This is a genomic window from Flavobacterium sp. CAN_S2, assembly GCF_015752255.1.
Classification (GTDB): domain Bacteria; phylum Bacteroidota; class Bacteroidia; order Flavobacteriales; family Flavobacteriaceae; genus Flavobacterium.
Map to the genome: position 1 here is coordinate 547,191 of NZ_JADOVA010000001.1, position 15,468 is coordinate 562,658.

The following is a 15,468-nucleotide window of genomic DNA, read 5'->3' on the forward strand; positions in this document are numbered from 1 at the left end:
GTTTTAAAATTAGAAACCTACATTAAGACCAAGAGTAAATATTCTAGATCTTGGAGTACCATTTAAATCAATACCTGTAATTTCCATTTCAGGATCTAAACCTTTATAGTCAGTAATAATTAATAGATTTTGACCTTGTACAAAAAGTCTGAATTTATCTACTCCAATTTTTTCCAAAACTGTTCTCGGTAAATTATAACCTAAAGTTACGTTATCCAATTTAATATAGTCACCATCTTCAACAAAACGAGTAGATGCCTGATTCAAATTGATAAAAGTTTCTCTATCATCTCTCAATCTTGGAGTCCAGCCATCACCAGGATTAGCAGCACTTTGCCATCTACCTAATATTTCGGTACTGTTATTATTGAAATTCATAGTCAATGCATCACGTCTTGTTGAGTTGTGAATTTTATTACCACCACTAAAACGGAACATAAAGCCTAAATCAAAATCTTTGTATCTCATGTTAGAATTGAATGCTCCAAAATAAGTAGGAAGCACATTTCCTAAAATACTTTTATCCGATGTACTCAAAGAAGAAGCAACTGAAACATCCGTAGGATTACTTGGATCAAAAACTCTGTATGCTTGAGTATCTATATTTCCTTGAACTAATGAACCATCCGCTTTGTAATAAACTGGGTTACCATTAGCTGGATTCACTCCCCAATATTTAAAACCATATAATGCATAAGGAGACTCACCTTCTCTTAATATATTGTTTCCAGTATTAAAGTTATCTGCATCTACATAATTAATATCCTGTCCATTAACTAAAGTGTTCACTTTACTTTTAACCAAAGATAAATTAGCCGTCAATGTCCATTCAAAATTTTCAGATTTAACAGCTGACGCTTCAACAGAAATTTCATGACCAGAATTTTTCAATGAACCAATATTTTGTGATATTGAATTATTAGGAACTCCTAAAGATAATGGCTGAGGCACAGCTAAAATCAATCCATCTTGATTATTAATAAAATAATCATAAGTAAATTTCAAGCGATTATTAAAAAAAGCTAAATCTACACCATAATCAATTTTTTCTGAAGTTTCCCATTTTAATTGGTTATTACCAGCCTGAGAATATCCAATTCCATTGTACTCTGCATATTTAGAATTATTGTACAATCCTAAATAAGGATAATTACCAATATCAGTATTACCAACTTCAGCATAAGAAGCTCTTAATTTAAATTCAGAAATAACATTTTCTAAGGGTGTCATAAAAGATTCTTTGTTCACGCTCCAACCTGCAGAAACTCCAGGGAAAGTACCCCATTTGTTTGCAGAAGGCAATGATGAAAGACCATCTTTACGTAAAGATCCTTGAAGAAAATATTTTTCTTTATAGTTATACGTTAATCTACCTGCGTAAGAAATGATTCCGTTTTCAGATATCGAACCACCAGAAACTTGAGTAGCATAAGAACCAGAAATTAATCCTTGATTAAAGAAAGTATCAGATAAACCATTACCTCCACCAAAGAAAGAATTTACTTTTTGTTTTTGTGCTTCATAAATTGCAGTAGCTCCAATAGTATGAGCATCACCAAACGTCTTATTGTATGACAAAATATTTTGAACGTTCCAACGTGTCAAGTTTGCAAAGTTATTTCTAACTAATCCTGCTACACCAGCACCGTCTCCATTAATTGGATTTAAATATTGAAAACCTTCTGTACCAATTGCATCTACACTTCCTTGTGTTTTAAAATTCAAACTAGGTAAAATTTTAAAATCTGCAAACAGACTCACTAAAGATCTATCCACTTTTGATCTGTAAATATTATTGTCTAAAACATAAACAATGTTTGGTAAGTTATTACCAATAACTGACAAGTTTTCACCTTGACCTACACTTCCACCAGCTATATTATAGCCCGTTGGATGAGTTGCATCATATATAGGAGTATTAGGCAATTGACGCATAGCATTAAACATTAAACCTGATAATGAACCTTGTCCAATATTCAATCCATTATTCTGTGTTCTTGACAAAGCAGCATTTACACCAATGTTCAACCAGCTTTTCACTTTTTGGTCTACATTAGCTCTTATGTTATATCTCGTTTGGTCATTTGCTTTTGCAATACCTTCTTGCTCATTGTATCCAACAGAAAAATAATAGTTTGTTTTATCGGTTGAACCAGAAAGTGATAAGTTGTGATCCGTTTGAAAAGCATTAGAACGCAGCACCGCTTTTTGCCAGTCTGTATTAAATGTAGTTCCAGCAGCCCATGGTGAAGCAGCTCTGTTTGATCTTTTTTCGTTTTGAATTTTTACAAAATCATTAGTCCCTAACAAATCTAAGAAATCAATTGGTGAAGCAACTCCAGTGTACGTATTATAGTTCACTCTAAATTTACCACCTTTTCCTTTTTTAGTTGTAATTAAGATTACACCGTTTGCTGCTCTAGAACCATAAATAGCGGTTGCAGAACCATCTTTTAAAATCTCTGTTGACTCAATATCCGCTGGATTAATATCCCCTAAAGCATTTGTATTAGCATACCCTCCTACATCTCCAGTAAAAATCGGCACCCCATCAACAACAACCAAAGGATAACTTCCAGAAGAAATAGAACCTATTCCTCTAATTCTAATTCTAGGAGCTTGTCCTAAAACACCTGAATTAGAAGTAATTTGAACACCCGCAGCTCTACCAGCCAATTGAGATTCAAAACTAGGAGTTGCTAAATTTGCTATAGACTCTCCTTTTATTTGAGAAATTGAACCAGTAAGATTCTTTTTCTTTTGAGTTCCATAACCTACAACAACAACCTCTTCTAAAGTATTATCTGTTTGTTCCATTTTCATGTTAACAGTTGAAGATGCTCCAACATTTGCTGTCATTTCTTTCATACCCACAAAAGAGAAAACTAAAACTTCACCCGCACTAGCTTTAATGGAATATTTACCATCAAAATCTGTTTGTGCACTTCTATTTGTTCCTTTAACAACAACGTTTGCTCCTGGAATAGGTCCGGCAACATCTGAAACTGTACCTGTAACCGTTTTCTCCTGTGCAAACGCAAACTGCATTGACAACGCCAACAGCAACGAAAAAATCCATTTGAATTTTGATCTCATATTAATTTGTTTTGAATTAGTTATTCGGCAAAAATCATAATAATTTCTTAAAGAACCAACTATTTATAAAAATTAACACATTTTATTTTTAGCAATATTCTTTACCAAAACAAACAGAAACTATCAACTTTTAATTTCTATCATTAATTATAGCTAGTGAATTAGATATTTTACTATATTTTTGCCAAAATTAATTTAATGTTAAGTCCTTTCTTTTTAACACCCTATTTAGAAACAGGAACAGATGAAGCCGGTCGTGGTTGTCTGGCCGGACCTGTTACTGCTGCCGCTGTACTGTTACCAGAAAATTTTCAAAACGAGCTCCTGAATGACAGTAAGCAATTATCTGAAAAAGCGAGAGAAAAATTAAGACCTATTATAGAGCAAGAATGCATTTCATTTGCAGTAACCCATCTGGAACCTTTAGTTATTGACGAAATAAATATTCTGAATGCCTCCATAAAAGCAATGCAGGAAAGTATTTTAAAATTAAATCCTAGACCCCTACATATTATAGTAGACGGAAATAGTCCGTTCATTCCTAAAGGCGGAATTAAAAACCGTGGTGGAAAAATTTTTACGGATGCTGAAATTGAAATCTTAAATTCAATTCCGAATGCGAGTATTATTAAAGGAGATTCAAAATACATGAGTATTGCAGCCGCTTCTGTATTGGCAAAAACGTATCGGGATGAATATATGAATCGTATTCATGAGGAATTCCCAATGTATAATTGGAAACAAAATAAAGGCTATCCTACCAAAGAGCACCGAGAAGCAATCCGAATCTATGGGGTTACAAAATACCACCGAATGACCTTTAGATTGTTGCCTGAACAATTAAAGTTAGAAATTTAGATTTAAGATTTCTCAAAAGTCGCTTCAAAAAGGATGGAGAAATGTTTAAGGATTTTTTCTTTGACCTCTTCTTCATTAACTTTTTCTACTCCAAGTTCAACGTTTAATGAAGTTACTGCTTTACCACGAATCCCACATGGAATAATATTATCAAAGTAACCCAAATCAGCATTTACGTTTAAAGCAAATCCATGCATGGTTACCCAGCGGGAAGCGCGAACGCCCATAGCACAAATTTTTCTAGCAAATGGAGTTCCTGCGCCTAACCAAACTCCTGTTTCACCTTCGCTTCTGCCGCAAGCAATTCCATATTCATTAAGAGTAAGAATAATGGCTTCTTCCAGAAAACGCAAATACTTATGAATATCAGTAAAAAAATTTTCTAAGTCTATAATAGGATATCCTACAATTTGCCCAGGACCGTGATACGTAATATCCCCACCACGATTGATTTTGTAGAAAGTTGCTCCTTTCGCTTCCAATTGCTTTTCAGATAACAATAAATTAGTTAAATCACCGCTTTTCCCTAAGGTATACACATGTGGATGTTCCACAAAAAGAAAGTAATTTGGAGTCTCTAATTCAAGTTCTTCTCTGCGATTTCGAATTTTTAAGTCAACGATTCCTTTGAACAATTCTTCTTGGTATTCCCAAGTTTCTTTGTAATCTTTAGTTCCTAAATCTTGAAGTTGGATGGTTTTGTTCATTTTTAATGAGGCGCAAAGGTTTTGAGGAACAAAGGTACAAAGTTTTTAAGATAAGTTACAGACAAGAAAAGCTTCGAATGAATTACTCTAAAATCACTTCCAGATTGGTGCTCTCCGGATTTACTAAACAATCGGTTATCAGAAATTGCAATTCCAGTGATTTTTTGTCATCGCTTATTTTCGCGTTTGCGTTCGATACTGATTTTATTTTTCGAGGAAAATGATATTTGAAAATAAAATTTTGAACAACTTTAAACTTAGAGAAGCGTATTTTTAATCTTTCAATTTCTTCTTGTTGCTTTTTTAATTCTATTGCATCAGTAATTTTGACAATTCTTTTAAAAGTACTGCCGTCAAAAGTAAAGCTCACACTATAATAATGTTCTTCGGCAACCAATGCATAATTATTTTCGATGTCATCCGCGTATTCTTCGGTTTTGTATAAATCAGCCACTTCTGATATTGTAGAGAAATTTTGAGTTATTGTGGTGCGAAATTCTTTTTCGAATGAGCTTTTCTTATTGTGTACTTTTACCGTATTAAATTTTTGAAAAATGGCTTTTTCAAATGCCGGCAATCTGGAAAACGTTTCGGAATGCTTTGCTATTAAATCCTGAAAAACGTAGGTCGTATCCCGAAAAATTTCTTCTTTAGAATATTCCTCACCCATAAGCTGCATGTAACTTTGTTCTTCACGAAGTTTACTGATTTCAATTTTTCCGGTTCCGTCTTGGTTCAAATGAATGGTTTCTGTGACTTGGCAACTGCTTAGAAATACTAATAGAAATAACGCAATATATTTTTTCATTGGGATGTTTACAAATTGATTTGATTTCAAATATACACGATTTGTACTATTTTTCACGCTGTTTTGAAAATAAAAGTCGTAACATAGCCCCGATAGCAGCGGCATCCCACGCTTTTGGGCGTGGATACAGCGAATAGCGGGACAAATCGTCTTGAAAAAACGAAATATTATGCTCCAAAAAACGGTACATTTTAAACTTTAAATTTTAAAACTTATATAGTATCTTTGCGCTCTTAAAATCAGCATAAAATGGCATTATCCGAACAAGAAATATTACGCAGAGAAGCACTTACCGAGTTACGCAATTTAGGCATTGAGCCTTATCCAGCAGCCGAATTTATTACAACCGCTTACTCCAGCGAAATCCTAGCCGATTTCGAGAAGTACGAAGGAAAAGAAGTTGTTTTAGCAGGCCGTTTGATGGGTAAGCGTATCATGGGAAAGGCAAGTTTTGCGGAATTGAAAGATGCTGAAGGTCGTATTCAAGTGTATGTTTCGAGAGATGATATATCGACGGATGAGGAGAAAACAATGTACAATGTGGTTTTCAAAAAACTATTGGATATTGGTGATTTTATTGGGATTCGCGGTACGGTTTTCAAAACTCAGGTGGGTGAAATCTCAGTTCATGTTTATGGATTGACGGTTTTGGCAAAAGCCTTGAAACCACTTCCTGTAGTAAAAACGGATGCTGATGGAAAAACGCATGATGCTTTTGCTGATCCGGAACAAAGATACCGTCGTCGTTACGTGGATTTAACGGTGAACGATCACGTAAAAGAAACGTTTATCAAAAGAACTAAATTGTTTAATGCGATGCGTTCTTTTTTTAATGACAAAGGGTATCTTGAGGTAGAAACTCCTGTTTTGCAACCGATTCCCGGTGGTGCTGCAGCCCGTCCTTTTATCACGCACCACAACTCGCTTGACATGCCATTGTACATGCGTATTGCAAATGAGTTGTACTTAAAAAGATTGATTGTTGGTGGTTTTGATGGGGTTTATGAGTTTTCTAAAAATTTCCGTAATGAAGGAATGGACCGAACGCACAACCCGGAATTTACTGCCATGGAAATATATGTAGCCTACAAAGACTACAACTGGATGATGAATTTCACCGAAAACCTTTTAGAACATTGCGCGATTGGCGTAAATGGAACAAGTGAAGCGACTTTTGGAGAACATACGGTAAACTTTAAAGCGCCATATGCTCGCGTTACAATGACTGATTCTATTAAGCATTTTACTGGATTTGATATTTCAGGAAAAAATGAAACAGAGTTATTTGATGCAGCAAGAGGAATGGGAATTGACGTGGATAAAACCATGGGTAAAGGAAAATTAATTGATGAGATTTTTGGTGCTAAATGTGAAGGAAATTATATTCAGCCAACATTCATCACGGATTATCCAAAGGAAATGTCTCCACTTTGCAAGCAACACCGAGACAATCCAGAATTGACAGAACGTTTTGAGTTGATGGTTTGCGGTAAAGAAGTGGCGAATGCATACTCTGAATTGAATGACCCAATTGATCAAAGAGAGCGTTTTGAAGAGCAAATGCGCTTGTCTGAAAAAGGAGATGATGAAGCAACGGGAATTATCGATGAGGATTTCTTGAGAGCTTTAGAATACGGAATGCCACCAACATCTGGATTAGGAATTGGAATGGACCGTTTGATGATGTTCCTGACCAATAATTCTTCTATCCAAGAAGTATTGCTGTTTCCACAAATGAGACCAGAGAAAAAACAAGTAAAGATTGAACTAGAAGATGACGAGAAATTGATTGTTGTGTTATTGCAAACCAACAACAACCAAATGGAATTTGGCCTACTAAAAATTAATTCTGGATTGAGCGGTAAAAAATGGGATAAAGCCATGAAAAATCTATCTTCTTTGGGATTGACTGAAGTAGTTGTTGATGGAGATACTAAAGCGTGTAGATTAAAAGAATAAGTCTATTCGAGAAATATATTTATAAAAAAGGAGCTTCAATTGAAGCTCCTTTTTTTATTTCTAAAACAATATTGATGTTATTTCGGTTCAAACAAAAAAGTCGGCTCTAATCAAAGAGCCGACTTTTTTTTAAGAATATTTTAGTTTTAGAATCCTAAACCAACAGTCATTGCTGTAGCTTGAATATTCATATCGGAAACTTTAGTAGCTGCGCCAGTTGTCAAGTTAATACTGTACACTGATGTAACATTATTTACTTTCAATAAAGCAAATGCAGCAGCACTATTTCCACCGATATCAAATCCGCTATCAGCATCAACATTAATCCCTAAACTTCCAATAGCAACTAATGTCCCGTTGTTTGGTGGGTCTTGACGATACATCATATCTGTTTGTGAGTCAATTACAAATAAAGTAGTTGTTGTAGCTCCAGCTATATTATTGGTGTAAGCAGCTCCATTCACAAATGGTGTTCCAGGATTTAGATTACCATCAACTAATACTACTGTTCCTAAATCTGGGTGTAAACGTAAGTTTTGACCTGTATTACTCACCAACCTGATTCTATCTACTGTTGGATTAAAATCAAAACCAAAAGAAGTACCTGACAATGCCGTTAATAAAGGAGACCCAATTACTGTTAATGCTCCACTAGCTGTATTCACAGAAAACAATCTGCTTTGATTTGAAATAGCATATAAACCTCCATTTGCAGGTCTAAAATCTAAACCGACAATACTTTCGTTTGAAGCTAAACCAGTTAATGCAACAGAATTATTATTTCCGCTTGTAGGATTAAAGCGAACCAACATATTTCCGGAAGTTGTTGCATATGCAATTGGATTAGTTTTGAATGCTATGCTTATCACTGGAGCTGTGAATTTCCCTACATCAACAGCTTTTCCTGTTGCTAAATCAATTGTGTATAAAGTGGATACACTAGCATTATTTGTTACAGCAAGAGCAGTTGAATTATCTGCTAAAATATCCATGTCCCCTACACCTTGAAAGTTCACGCCTAAGTCACCAACAAGTTGAAGTCCACCATCATTTGGAGGTGTTTGCATATACAATTTATCTTGTTCGAAATCTATATCATACAACATCGTTGCTGTTGCACCAGCCATACTATTTGTATAAGCTACTGCACCAATTTTAGGATTTGTACCACCATTAATAACCCCATCAGTTGCTACAACAGTTCCTAGCTCCGGATGCAATCTTAAATTCTGACCAGATTCTGTTACCAAACGAATTCTATCTACTGTTGGATTAAAATCCAATGAAGCATTAGCTCCGGCAACAATAGGAGAAAACGTTCCAGCGCCTAATGCTGTTGCAGCTCCACTTTTCTCATTAATAAAATAGAGACGACTAGAAGAACCTAAGGCATATAACTGCCCTGTTGCTGGTCTGTAATCAATACTTACGATACTCTCTGATGTAGGTAAACCAACAATTGGAGTGGTCGTAGTTGGAGTAGCTAAATTTCTTGCATTGAATGTAAGAATCGTATTATTACTGGCTAATGCAGTAAAATTAACGTCAGGTGCCGATACAGGCATCATCATTTCATTACTATCATCATCATTACATGAAATTGCAGTAAAAGATAACAGAGCTAGTCCAATTATGGACGCAAATCCTAAATTTTGTTGTTTGTTTTTCATCGTTTATTTATTTAGTTATGTTAGTACATACGAAACGTACTTCATTATGGTTTTAAAATTTTAAAAAAAACTTACATAACTACTAAATCGTAACGTATAACAAGAGTGAAAAACACCTTCAACTTGTACGGTATAAGCGGACTCAAGTCATCTTGAGAACATAATACCAATAACTAAAAAACTTCAATAAACTTTTATGATTTTACAAACTATAATTCAAATTGACACTCCAGCGATAATTCGCTTCTACATTGCCGCCGGTAAGATTTTGATTGATGGGTAACATGGCATTAGCTCCAAAAGAAAGTCTGTCTTTACCAACCTCAAAACCAACTTTCCCGAAAAGAATATCTCCGTTTGTATTTCGTAATTTTTGATTGTACTGGTAATTACTTTCATAAACTTCACCAGCAAAACCCAGTTGTGGAACAATAGAAAAACTATTTTTCTCGTACAAATAGAAAAAAGTTCCAGCGTAATTCAACTGATTCCCAAAACGATAACTCTTTTGGTTTTCTGTTTTTATAACATAATTCAGCATCGAGTTTAAACCAAATTGTTTTCTTTTAACCACATATTCAGTTGCCAAAAGATAATCCCAACTTCCTGTTCCTACCTGAAAACTTGGATTTATACTTCCGGAATTTGCCTCATTAAATTTTCCGGTCGGCGCTTTTATTCCACCTCCCAATTGTAATGTATGTACGAAAAACGTACTGTCTTTATGGGTTTGATACAAACGATACATCGCCAAAACGGTGATGTCGCCAATTCCATTAATGCTTTTGTTACCTGTGGCGGTTTCTCTTTCATGAAAATGAAAGGGCAATAATGCCGAAACCTGAACCTTTTCACTAACCGGGATTCGGCCCCAAACCTGAACGGTGTTGAAATTTTCTTTGTACCAAGGCGAATTGCTGTACAAGCCATCCATGGATTTGTATTGTTGATTGAAATACCGAATCCCAACGAAATTAGAGTTCAACATCGAAGCGAATCCCATGCTTCCGCCGCTAGCGGAGCAACCGCAGGCATCGCAGAAATCCTCATCTTGAAGGAAGGAATGGTATTTTGTAAATGGATTTACGGTATTTAAACTGTCTTTTTCGGTGGCGTTTGCCAATTGAAAAAGAAGTACTAAAAGCAATGTGTATTTTTTCATGTTTGTTGTTTTAGCCCTGATGGAAACGGAAAGCCCACAGCGGAAAAAGCTTGTTTTTCTTGTCCTGAAAAAGCGACTGGAGGAAGCTCTTTTCAGGACATAGAAAAACGGCTTTTGTAGCGAGGACTTGCAGTGTACAGCAGGAAATAGCTTCTAAAATTAATATTCAGAAAAGCGCTTGTCTGTTAGGTATTGCGTGTCTGTCAATGTTTTTAGAAAAGCAATAATTTTTGATTTTTCTGTTGCTGTCAAAGGGATTCCGAGTGATCCGTTTTTATTCAAAATTGGGTCTAAAGTAGCTGAATTCACTATACCGGAATTGTAATGATCCATAACGGCTTCTAATGTAAATAAGCGTCCATCGTGCATGTAAGGCGCTGTTTTTTCTATGTTTCTAAGACTTGGCACTTTGAATTTGTACTTATCCTGAGGCAACTCCGTCACGCGAAAACGACCAATATCATTGTACGCGGGATCAATAGGCAAGCCATTGTTTCTAAAAGAATTGTCCGTAAACAAATCTGTGGCGTGACAACTGGAACATTTTTGGTTGAAAATGGCATAACCGTCCTTCTCGTCTTGCGTAAGTGTTCCACCGGATTCATTGCGACGGTACTTATCGAAACGGGAATTCGAGGACGTCACCATAACCATAAATTGTCCCAAGGCTTTGAGCATGTTTTCGGAATTTATTTGTCCATCCTTAAAAGCAACTTTGAATAGCTTTTGGTACTCGGAATCACCTTTCATCATAGCAATCGCTTTTGCAAAATCGCCATTCATTTCTATGGGACTCGTGAACGGAATAATAGGTTGCAGGTCTAAATGTGATGCTGCACCATCATACATAAAAGTGGTTTGATAAGCCAAATTCTGGATTGGTGGTGTATTTCGCGTTCCTATGGCGTCATCTACTCCATGACTCAAAGTATGGCCGTGATGCGTAAATGCATCTTCCTGAATGTGACAAAATCCGCAGGAAACAATCCCATCCGAGGCCAATCGGCCGTCATAAAAAAGTTTTTTACCAAGTTCAAATCCTTTTTCGGTGGGTGGATTATTCGCCAGATTGTATGCCAAAGGCGGGAAATTTGCAGGAACCTGAAAGTTCAAAGGAACGTCCTGATAGTCTTCGCTTTCATCAGTAGAACAAGACCACAGCAACGGAAAAATGAGCAATATGATATATTTTGCTTTCATTTTATATTTTTTTAAAAAGCGGTCGGAGATTTAATTTCCAACCGCTTTTTGATTAAAAAATTAATCGTTGTGAACGTGATCTATTTTGAACATAGAAGAAACGTTAGTAGTAACCAAAGCCAGTTTAGCACCACCCATAACGGTTGCCGCATCCGTAAGATTGATTTTATTAGTTCCATCTATAACTTGAGACAAATCAGTCATGATGTGCACCTGAGGCGTAATTGTAGTTCGTACCAAAGCATTTTCAGGAAAACTCAAAGTAACTTCAGCATAATTATAATCGGCTCCAGTTTGTCCGGTATGTACTTTAAACTCTTTTGCCGTTGTCACCGTAGGAGCTGTAAAAGTACCTTCGAAAGCCACAAACTTATAACCTGCACTCCAAGACCACATCATTCCGGCAGTTTGGGCTGTTGCCAAGAAATCTCCTTGACCCGTTGCTCCTGCTTCCCACTGCGTTTTATCTACTCCAATTCCGTATTTTACTTTAGTGTAATTTCCAGCAGGAATGTTTGAAAGATTCAATACTAATGTTGCAGGCGTAGCTTCATCTACAATAAAATAGCTTTGACTTTTTGGGTACGTAAATGTAGTTCCATCCTCTTTTGTCAAGACAATATTACTCACAATGTACTTCACTTTTGAAACCGCTACAACCTCAGCATTCGAATTGGTATAGTTCGTATTGAAAGCAAAATTAGCCGATTTATACACGTTGTCAAATTCTAATTTTAAATTTCCGTTTCCGGTAATCATTTCATTATCATCATCATTAGAGCAAGAAAACAAGGTAACTGAGATAGCCATTACAGCTAGTATATTTTTTAATTGAAATTTCATTTCTTAAAGTTTTTTATTTTGAATATAAGTACTGTTTCGCATGCCATATTTGGATTATTATTTCCAAAAAAAGCAAACAAATTTTCATCCGTTGTTTAGAACGGAAGAAATAAAGCATACTACATGCTTAAAAAATTTATGAAATGAAAGTGGGTGGGTGAAAAACAGAAGCACTATTCAAGCGAGCATATAAATTAGAATAATGCGGGTTTATTTTTTCTTTGGTATCAAAAAAAACTGTTGCAATTTCGAAAGATTTGATTTCCTCAAAAATGATTACATCAAGTATAGGAGCAGTTACTTTTTTATCGGAAGAAAGAGGCTTTTCAGCCTCAGAAGCTTTGGCTAATTCTTTCATCAAATGACATTTTCCGTTACATTGCATTTTAGGTTTGTCCTTATTGATACAAAGTACTTTTGAAATGTATTCATAATTCACGATATACTCTAAAACCGGAAGAACGGGTTTTATAAGCATGATCAATACAATTATAAATATGATTTTTTTCACCGTGCAAAATTACTAAATGATTGTTTGATAAAAAATAGTTTTGAATAGAATAATCATAAATAAAATCACTCTATTCAAAACCAAATACTTGAATGCTTTACGCCAATTTTAATTCGGGGATTTCAATCTCGTTTAATTCCAGTTTATACGAATTAAACTGACTGAAAATCTCATTTTTGGTGCTTTCGAAAAAAGGAGTTGCTGCAAATAAATGCTCATAATATCCGATTCCTGAGAGCAAATTATTTTTGAACGAATTCCATTTTTTAATTTGTCCCAATGTTATTTCTTCAGTAACCGCTGAGATTTCATTTTTCAGATAATCCAAATACATTTTTAACTCTTTGACAAATAGATTTGGTCGATTAGTAACCGTCAATACAGATGCGTTTCCATAAATGTGCTGCACCATTTTAGAAAGTGAAACTTCTTTATCAAAATATGCCATGTTGGGCCCCGGACAAATGATTACGCCTTGCGCCTGCCCTTTTATCTTAATGTCATTTTCAAGATACGAAGCATTTGCTAAACCCACACAAAGACAGGCTTTCTCCGTAATACTGTTTTTCTTTTTTTCGAAAATTTCAGCAGTTAAAATATCTTTTTGAAGCAGTAATTCTTCCAGCTTTAAATCTTGATATTTCTTGGAAGACGTACAAATTCCTTTAGCATCGTATTCTTTGCTTAGCGCCAAAAATCGTTTTGGACACGAACTTCCCGCTTTGCTTTCCTCAATTCGTTTCAATTTCAATTTTTCATTCGTCGTTCCTCGCAACGTATTGAAAGGAATTCCCAACGGCGAAATATGACTTAAATAAAGATCATCTTCTTTGGCTCCAGCCAATAAATCTCTGGTGTGCTCATCTACCGATGTGGCTTCAGGAACCAATAAAAAAGGCGAACCCCAACCCACAGAATCCACTTCATAATGATCCAATAGAAAATCGTGCTCTTCAGCAGTTCCTACGCCACCTTGAACCGTAATTTTTAAATCCAAAGGCTGTTCTGGAACATGCATTTCTTTTTGTCCCAATGCTTTCACCATCAACTCATGAGCGGATTGAATCAATTGCTCTTTTTTCTGTTTGAATTCTTCAAGAATTGGTCCCAACAAATAGCCTTCGGTTGCAAAAGCGTGTCCGCCGCAATTCAGTCCGGATTCGATTCGATATTCAGATACCCAAAGTCCTTTTTTAGCCAAAAAATTCCCTTGAATCATCGCCGAGCGAAAGTCACTTACTTTCAACGTAATTTTCTTTTTCAATGCATTATTCGCATCTGGAAAGAAAGCCGAAAAACTTTCGAAATAGCTGTATAATCTTGGATTCATCCCCGCCGATAAAACGACCGAAGACTCTAATGTACTGTTCACAAACCCACGTAGCGCAGCATGTGCGTCATTAAAAATAATGGGTAATTGTTCCTCTTTGATAAAATTATCCTTATCCAATTTGGTCATAATATTGATATCAATATCACCCGGATAAAGGTTTTTCTCCAGATAATTTTTGATGTTTTCTTTGAAAGCGAAACCGTCTTCCATCAAGTTTTGCAGGCCTGCTTTAATGGCTGATTTGTTGGGTAGCATCGCGATGTAATTTTCCAAAGCTGATTTGCTTTCGGATAATTCCGTTTTGAAGTTTTCGAATTTTTCCTTCACGATTTTGTCTACCAAATTCAGATAAGAAGTAATGCGTTCTGCGCGGTAATCATGTATTTTTTGGGTAATTTCCTGATACGGCAAATCGAATTTCTTGCTATAAAAAGCATTCATTTTTTCGATAAGTTCATCATCCATAATTGAAATCACGGACGAAATTCCATACTTTGCTACTCGTATCGGACTATCAATTGTATAAGCAAGTCCCATAACGGGAATATGAAAAGTATGTAGTGGTTTACGTGTTGTCATGTTAAAATGATTTAAATAAATAAACCACAAAAATCGAGAAACAAAACCGTATAAAAACTGATAAATATCATGCTTTCGCTAATGTAAGAATGACTTTGTTGCTGTTTCTGCGAAAAATAATTACACTTAAAAAACTACGGCGATTTTTGAAACAAAATGATAATCTTTTGTTAACGATTAAACTTTTCAGGTCTATTCCTATCTTATATCTATAAAACTTAAAACAATACAAATGAAAAAATTATTTATCGTTGCATTATTAGTTGTCGGAATGACAAGCTTTGCACAAGAAAGAAAAGCAAGACCGGAAAGAGCCAAAATGGAGCAAATGACTCCAGAGCAAAGAAATCAATTGCACTTGAAAAAGATGACTCTAGAATTAGATTTGAATGCTTCTCAACAAAAAGAAATGAGTAAAATCATTGCAGAACAAACTAATAAAAGAGAAGCCCGAATGGCGGAATGGAAAGCAAACAAAGATTCGGCTAAAAAACAACTTACCACTGACGAACGTTTTGCTAAAAAAAGCCAAATGTTAGACGAACAAATTGTGATGAAAGACAGAATGAAAAAAATTCTTTCAGCAGACCAATATAAAAAATGGGATGACATGAAAGGAAAAAGACACAATGGAATGAAAAAAAGAATGGCATACCATCAAAATAGAAAACCAGCAAAAATGGGTGATAAAAAATAATCCATTTACTTAAACTATTTCATCTTAGTTCATAAAAAAAGACCC

General features: G+C 35.3%; 12 protein-coding genes. 3 read left to right on the forward strand and 9 right to left on the reverse strand.

The window, feature by feature from the left end; all coding sequences use genetic code 11:
- Positions 1-9: 9 nt before the first annotated feature.
- Positions 10-3,096, reverse strand: coding sequence for a SusC/RagA family TonB-linked outer membrane protein (locus tag IWX80_RS02465; protein ID WP_196852022.1), 3,087 nt, complete (start codon positions 3,094-3,096; stop codon positions 10-12).
- Between the two features lie 198 nt (positions 3,097-3,294).
- Between IWX80_RS02465 and IWX80_RS02470 the strand changes: the two genes are divergently transcribed.
- Positions 3,295-3,954, forward strand: a complete 660-nt coding sequence (locus tag IWX80_RS02470) for a ribonuclease HII (protein WP_196852023.1) — start codon at positions 3,295-3,297, stop codon at positions 3,952-3,954.
- Positions 3,955-3,956: 2 nt separating this feature from the next.
- Here the strand turns inward: IWX80_RS02470 and lipB are convergent, their stop codons facing one another.
- Together lipB and IWX80_RS02480 are read right to left on the reverse strand one after the other, a co-directional pair.
- Positions 3,957-4,661: a lipoyl(octanoyl) transferase LipB gene (lipB, locus tag IWX80_RS02475; RefSeq protein WP_196852024.1), complete on the reverse strand. Its 705-nt coding sequence runs from the start codon at positions 4,659-4,661 to the stop codon at positions 3,957-3,959.
- Positions 4,662-4,743: 82 nt separating this feature from the next.
- Entirely contained in the window at positions 4,744-5,469 is a 726-nt protein-coding gene (locus tag IWX80_RS02480; protein WP_196852025.1) for a hypothetical protein, read from the reverse strand.
- Between the two features lie 249 nt (positions 5,470-5,718).
- On the opposite strand from IWX80_RS02480, the gene lysS reads away from it, so the two are divergent.
- Positions 5,719-7,428: a lysine--tRNA ligase gene (gene lysS, locus IWX80_RS02485; protein WP_196852026.1), complete on the forward strand. Its 1,710-nt coding sequence runs from the start codon at positions 5,719-5,721 to the stop codon at positions 7,426-7,428.
- A gap of 146 nt (positions 7,429-7,574) precedes the next feature.
- Here the strand turns inward: lysS and IWX80_RS02490 are convergent, their stop codons facing one another.
- The 6 genes from IWX80_RS02490 to IWX80_RS02515 form a co-directional block, all read right to left on the reverse strand.
- Positions 7,575-9,098, reverse strand: a complete 1,524-nt coding sequence (locus IWX80_RS02490; protein ID WP_196852027.1) for a DUF4394 domain-containing protein — start codon at positions 9,096-9,098, stop codon at positions 7,575-7,577.
- A gap of 202 nt (positions 9,099-9,300) precedes the next feature.
- Positions 9,301-10,260: a transporter gene (locus tag IWX80_RS02495; protein WP_196852028.1), complete on the reverse strand. Its 960-nt coding sequence runs from the start codon at positions 10,258-10,260 to the stop codon at positions 9,301-9,303.
- Between the two features lie 159 nt (positions 10,261-10,419).
- On the reverse strand, positions 10,420-11,460 hold the full coding sequence (locus IWX80_RS02500; protein ID WP_196852029.1) for a cytochrome-c peroxidase: 1,041 nt from the start codon (positions 11,458-11,460) through the stop codon (positions 10,420-10,422).
- Positions 11,461-11,520: 60 nt separating this feature from the next.
- Positions 11,521-12,303 (reverse strand): MbnP family protein, encoded by a 783-nt coding sequence (locus IWX80_RS02505; RefSeq protein ID WP_196852030.1) that lies wholly within the window; start codon positions 12,301-12,303, stop codon positions 11,521-11,523.
- Positions 12,304-12,439: 136 nt separating this feature from the next.
- Positions 12,440-12,781, reverse strand: a complete 342-nt coding sequence (locus IWX80_RS02510; RefSeq protein WP_196852031.1) for a hypothetical protein — start codon at positions 12,779-12,781, stop codon at positions 12,440-12,442.
- Between the two features lie 130 nt (positions 12,782-12,911).
- The gene (locus IWX80_RS02515) at positions 12,912-14,726 is read right to left on the reverse strand and encodes a hypothetical protein (RefSeq protein ID WP_196852032.1); all 1,815 of its coding nucleotides are present in this window, start codon (positions 14,724-14,726) and stop codon (positions 12,912-12,914) included.
- A 232-nt stretch (positions 14,727-14,958) separates the two neighbouring features.
- On the opposite strand from IWX80_RS02515, the gene IWX80_RS02520 reads away from it, so the two are divergent.
- Positions 14,959-15,423 carry a hypothetical protein gene (locus IWX80_RS02520; RefSeq protein ID WP_196852033.1) on the forward strand — a complete coding sequence of 155 codons (465 nt, stop codon included), beginning with the start codon at positions 14,959-14,961 and terminating at the stop codon, positions 15,421-15,423.
- Positions 15,424-15,468: the final 45 nt, after the last annotated feature.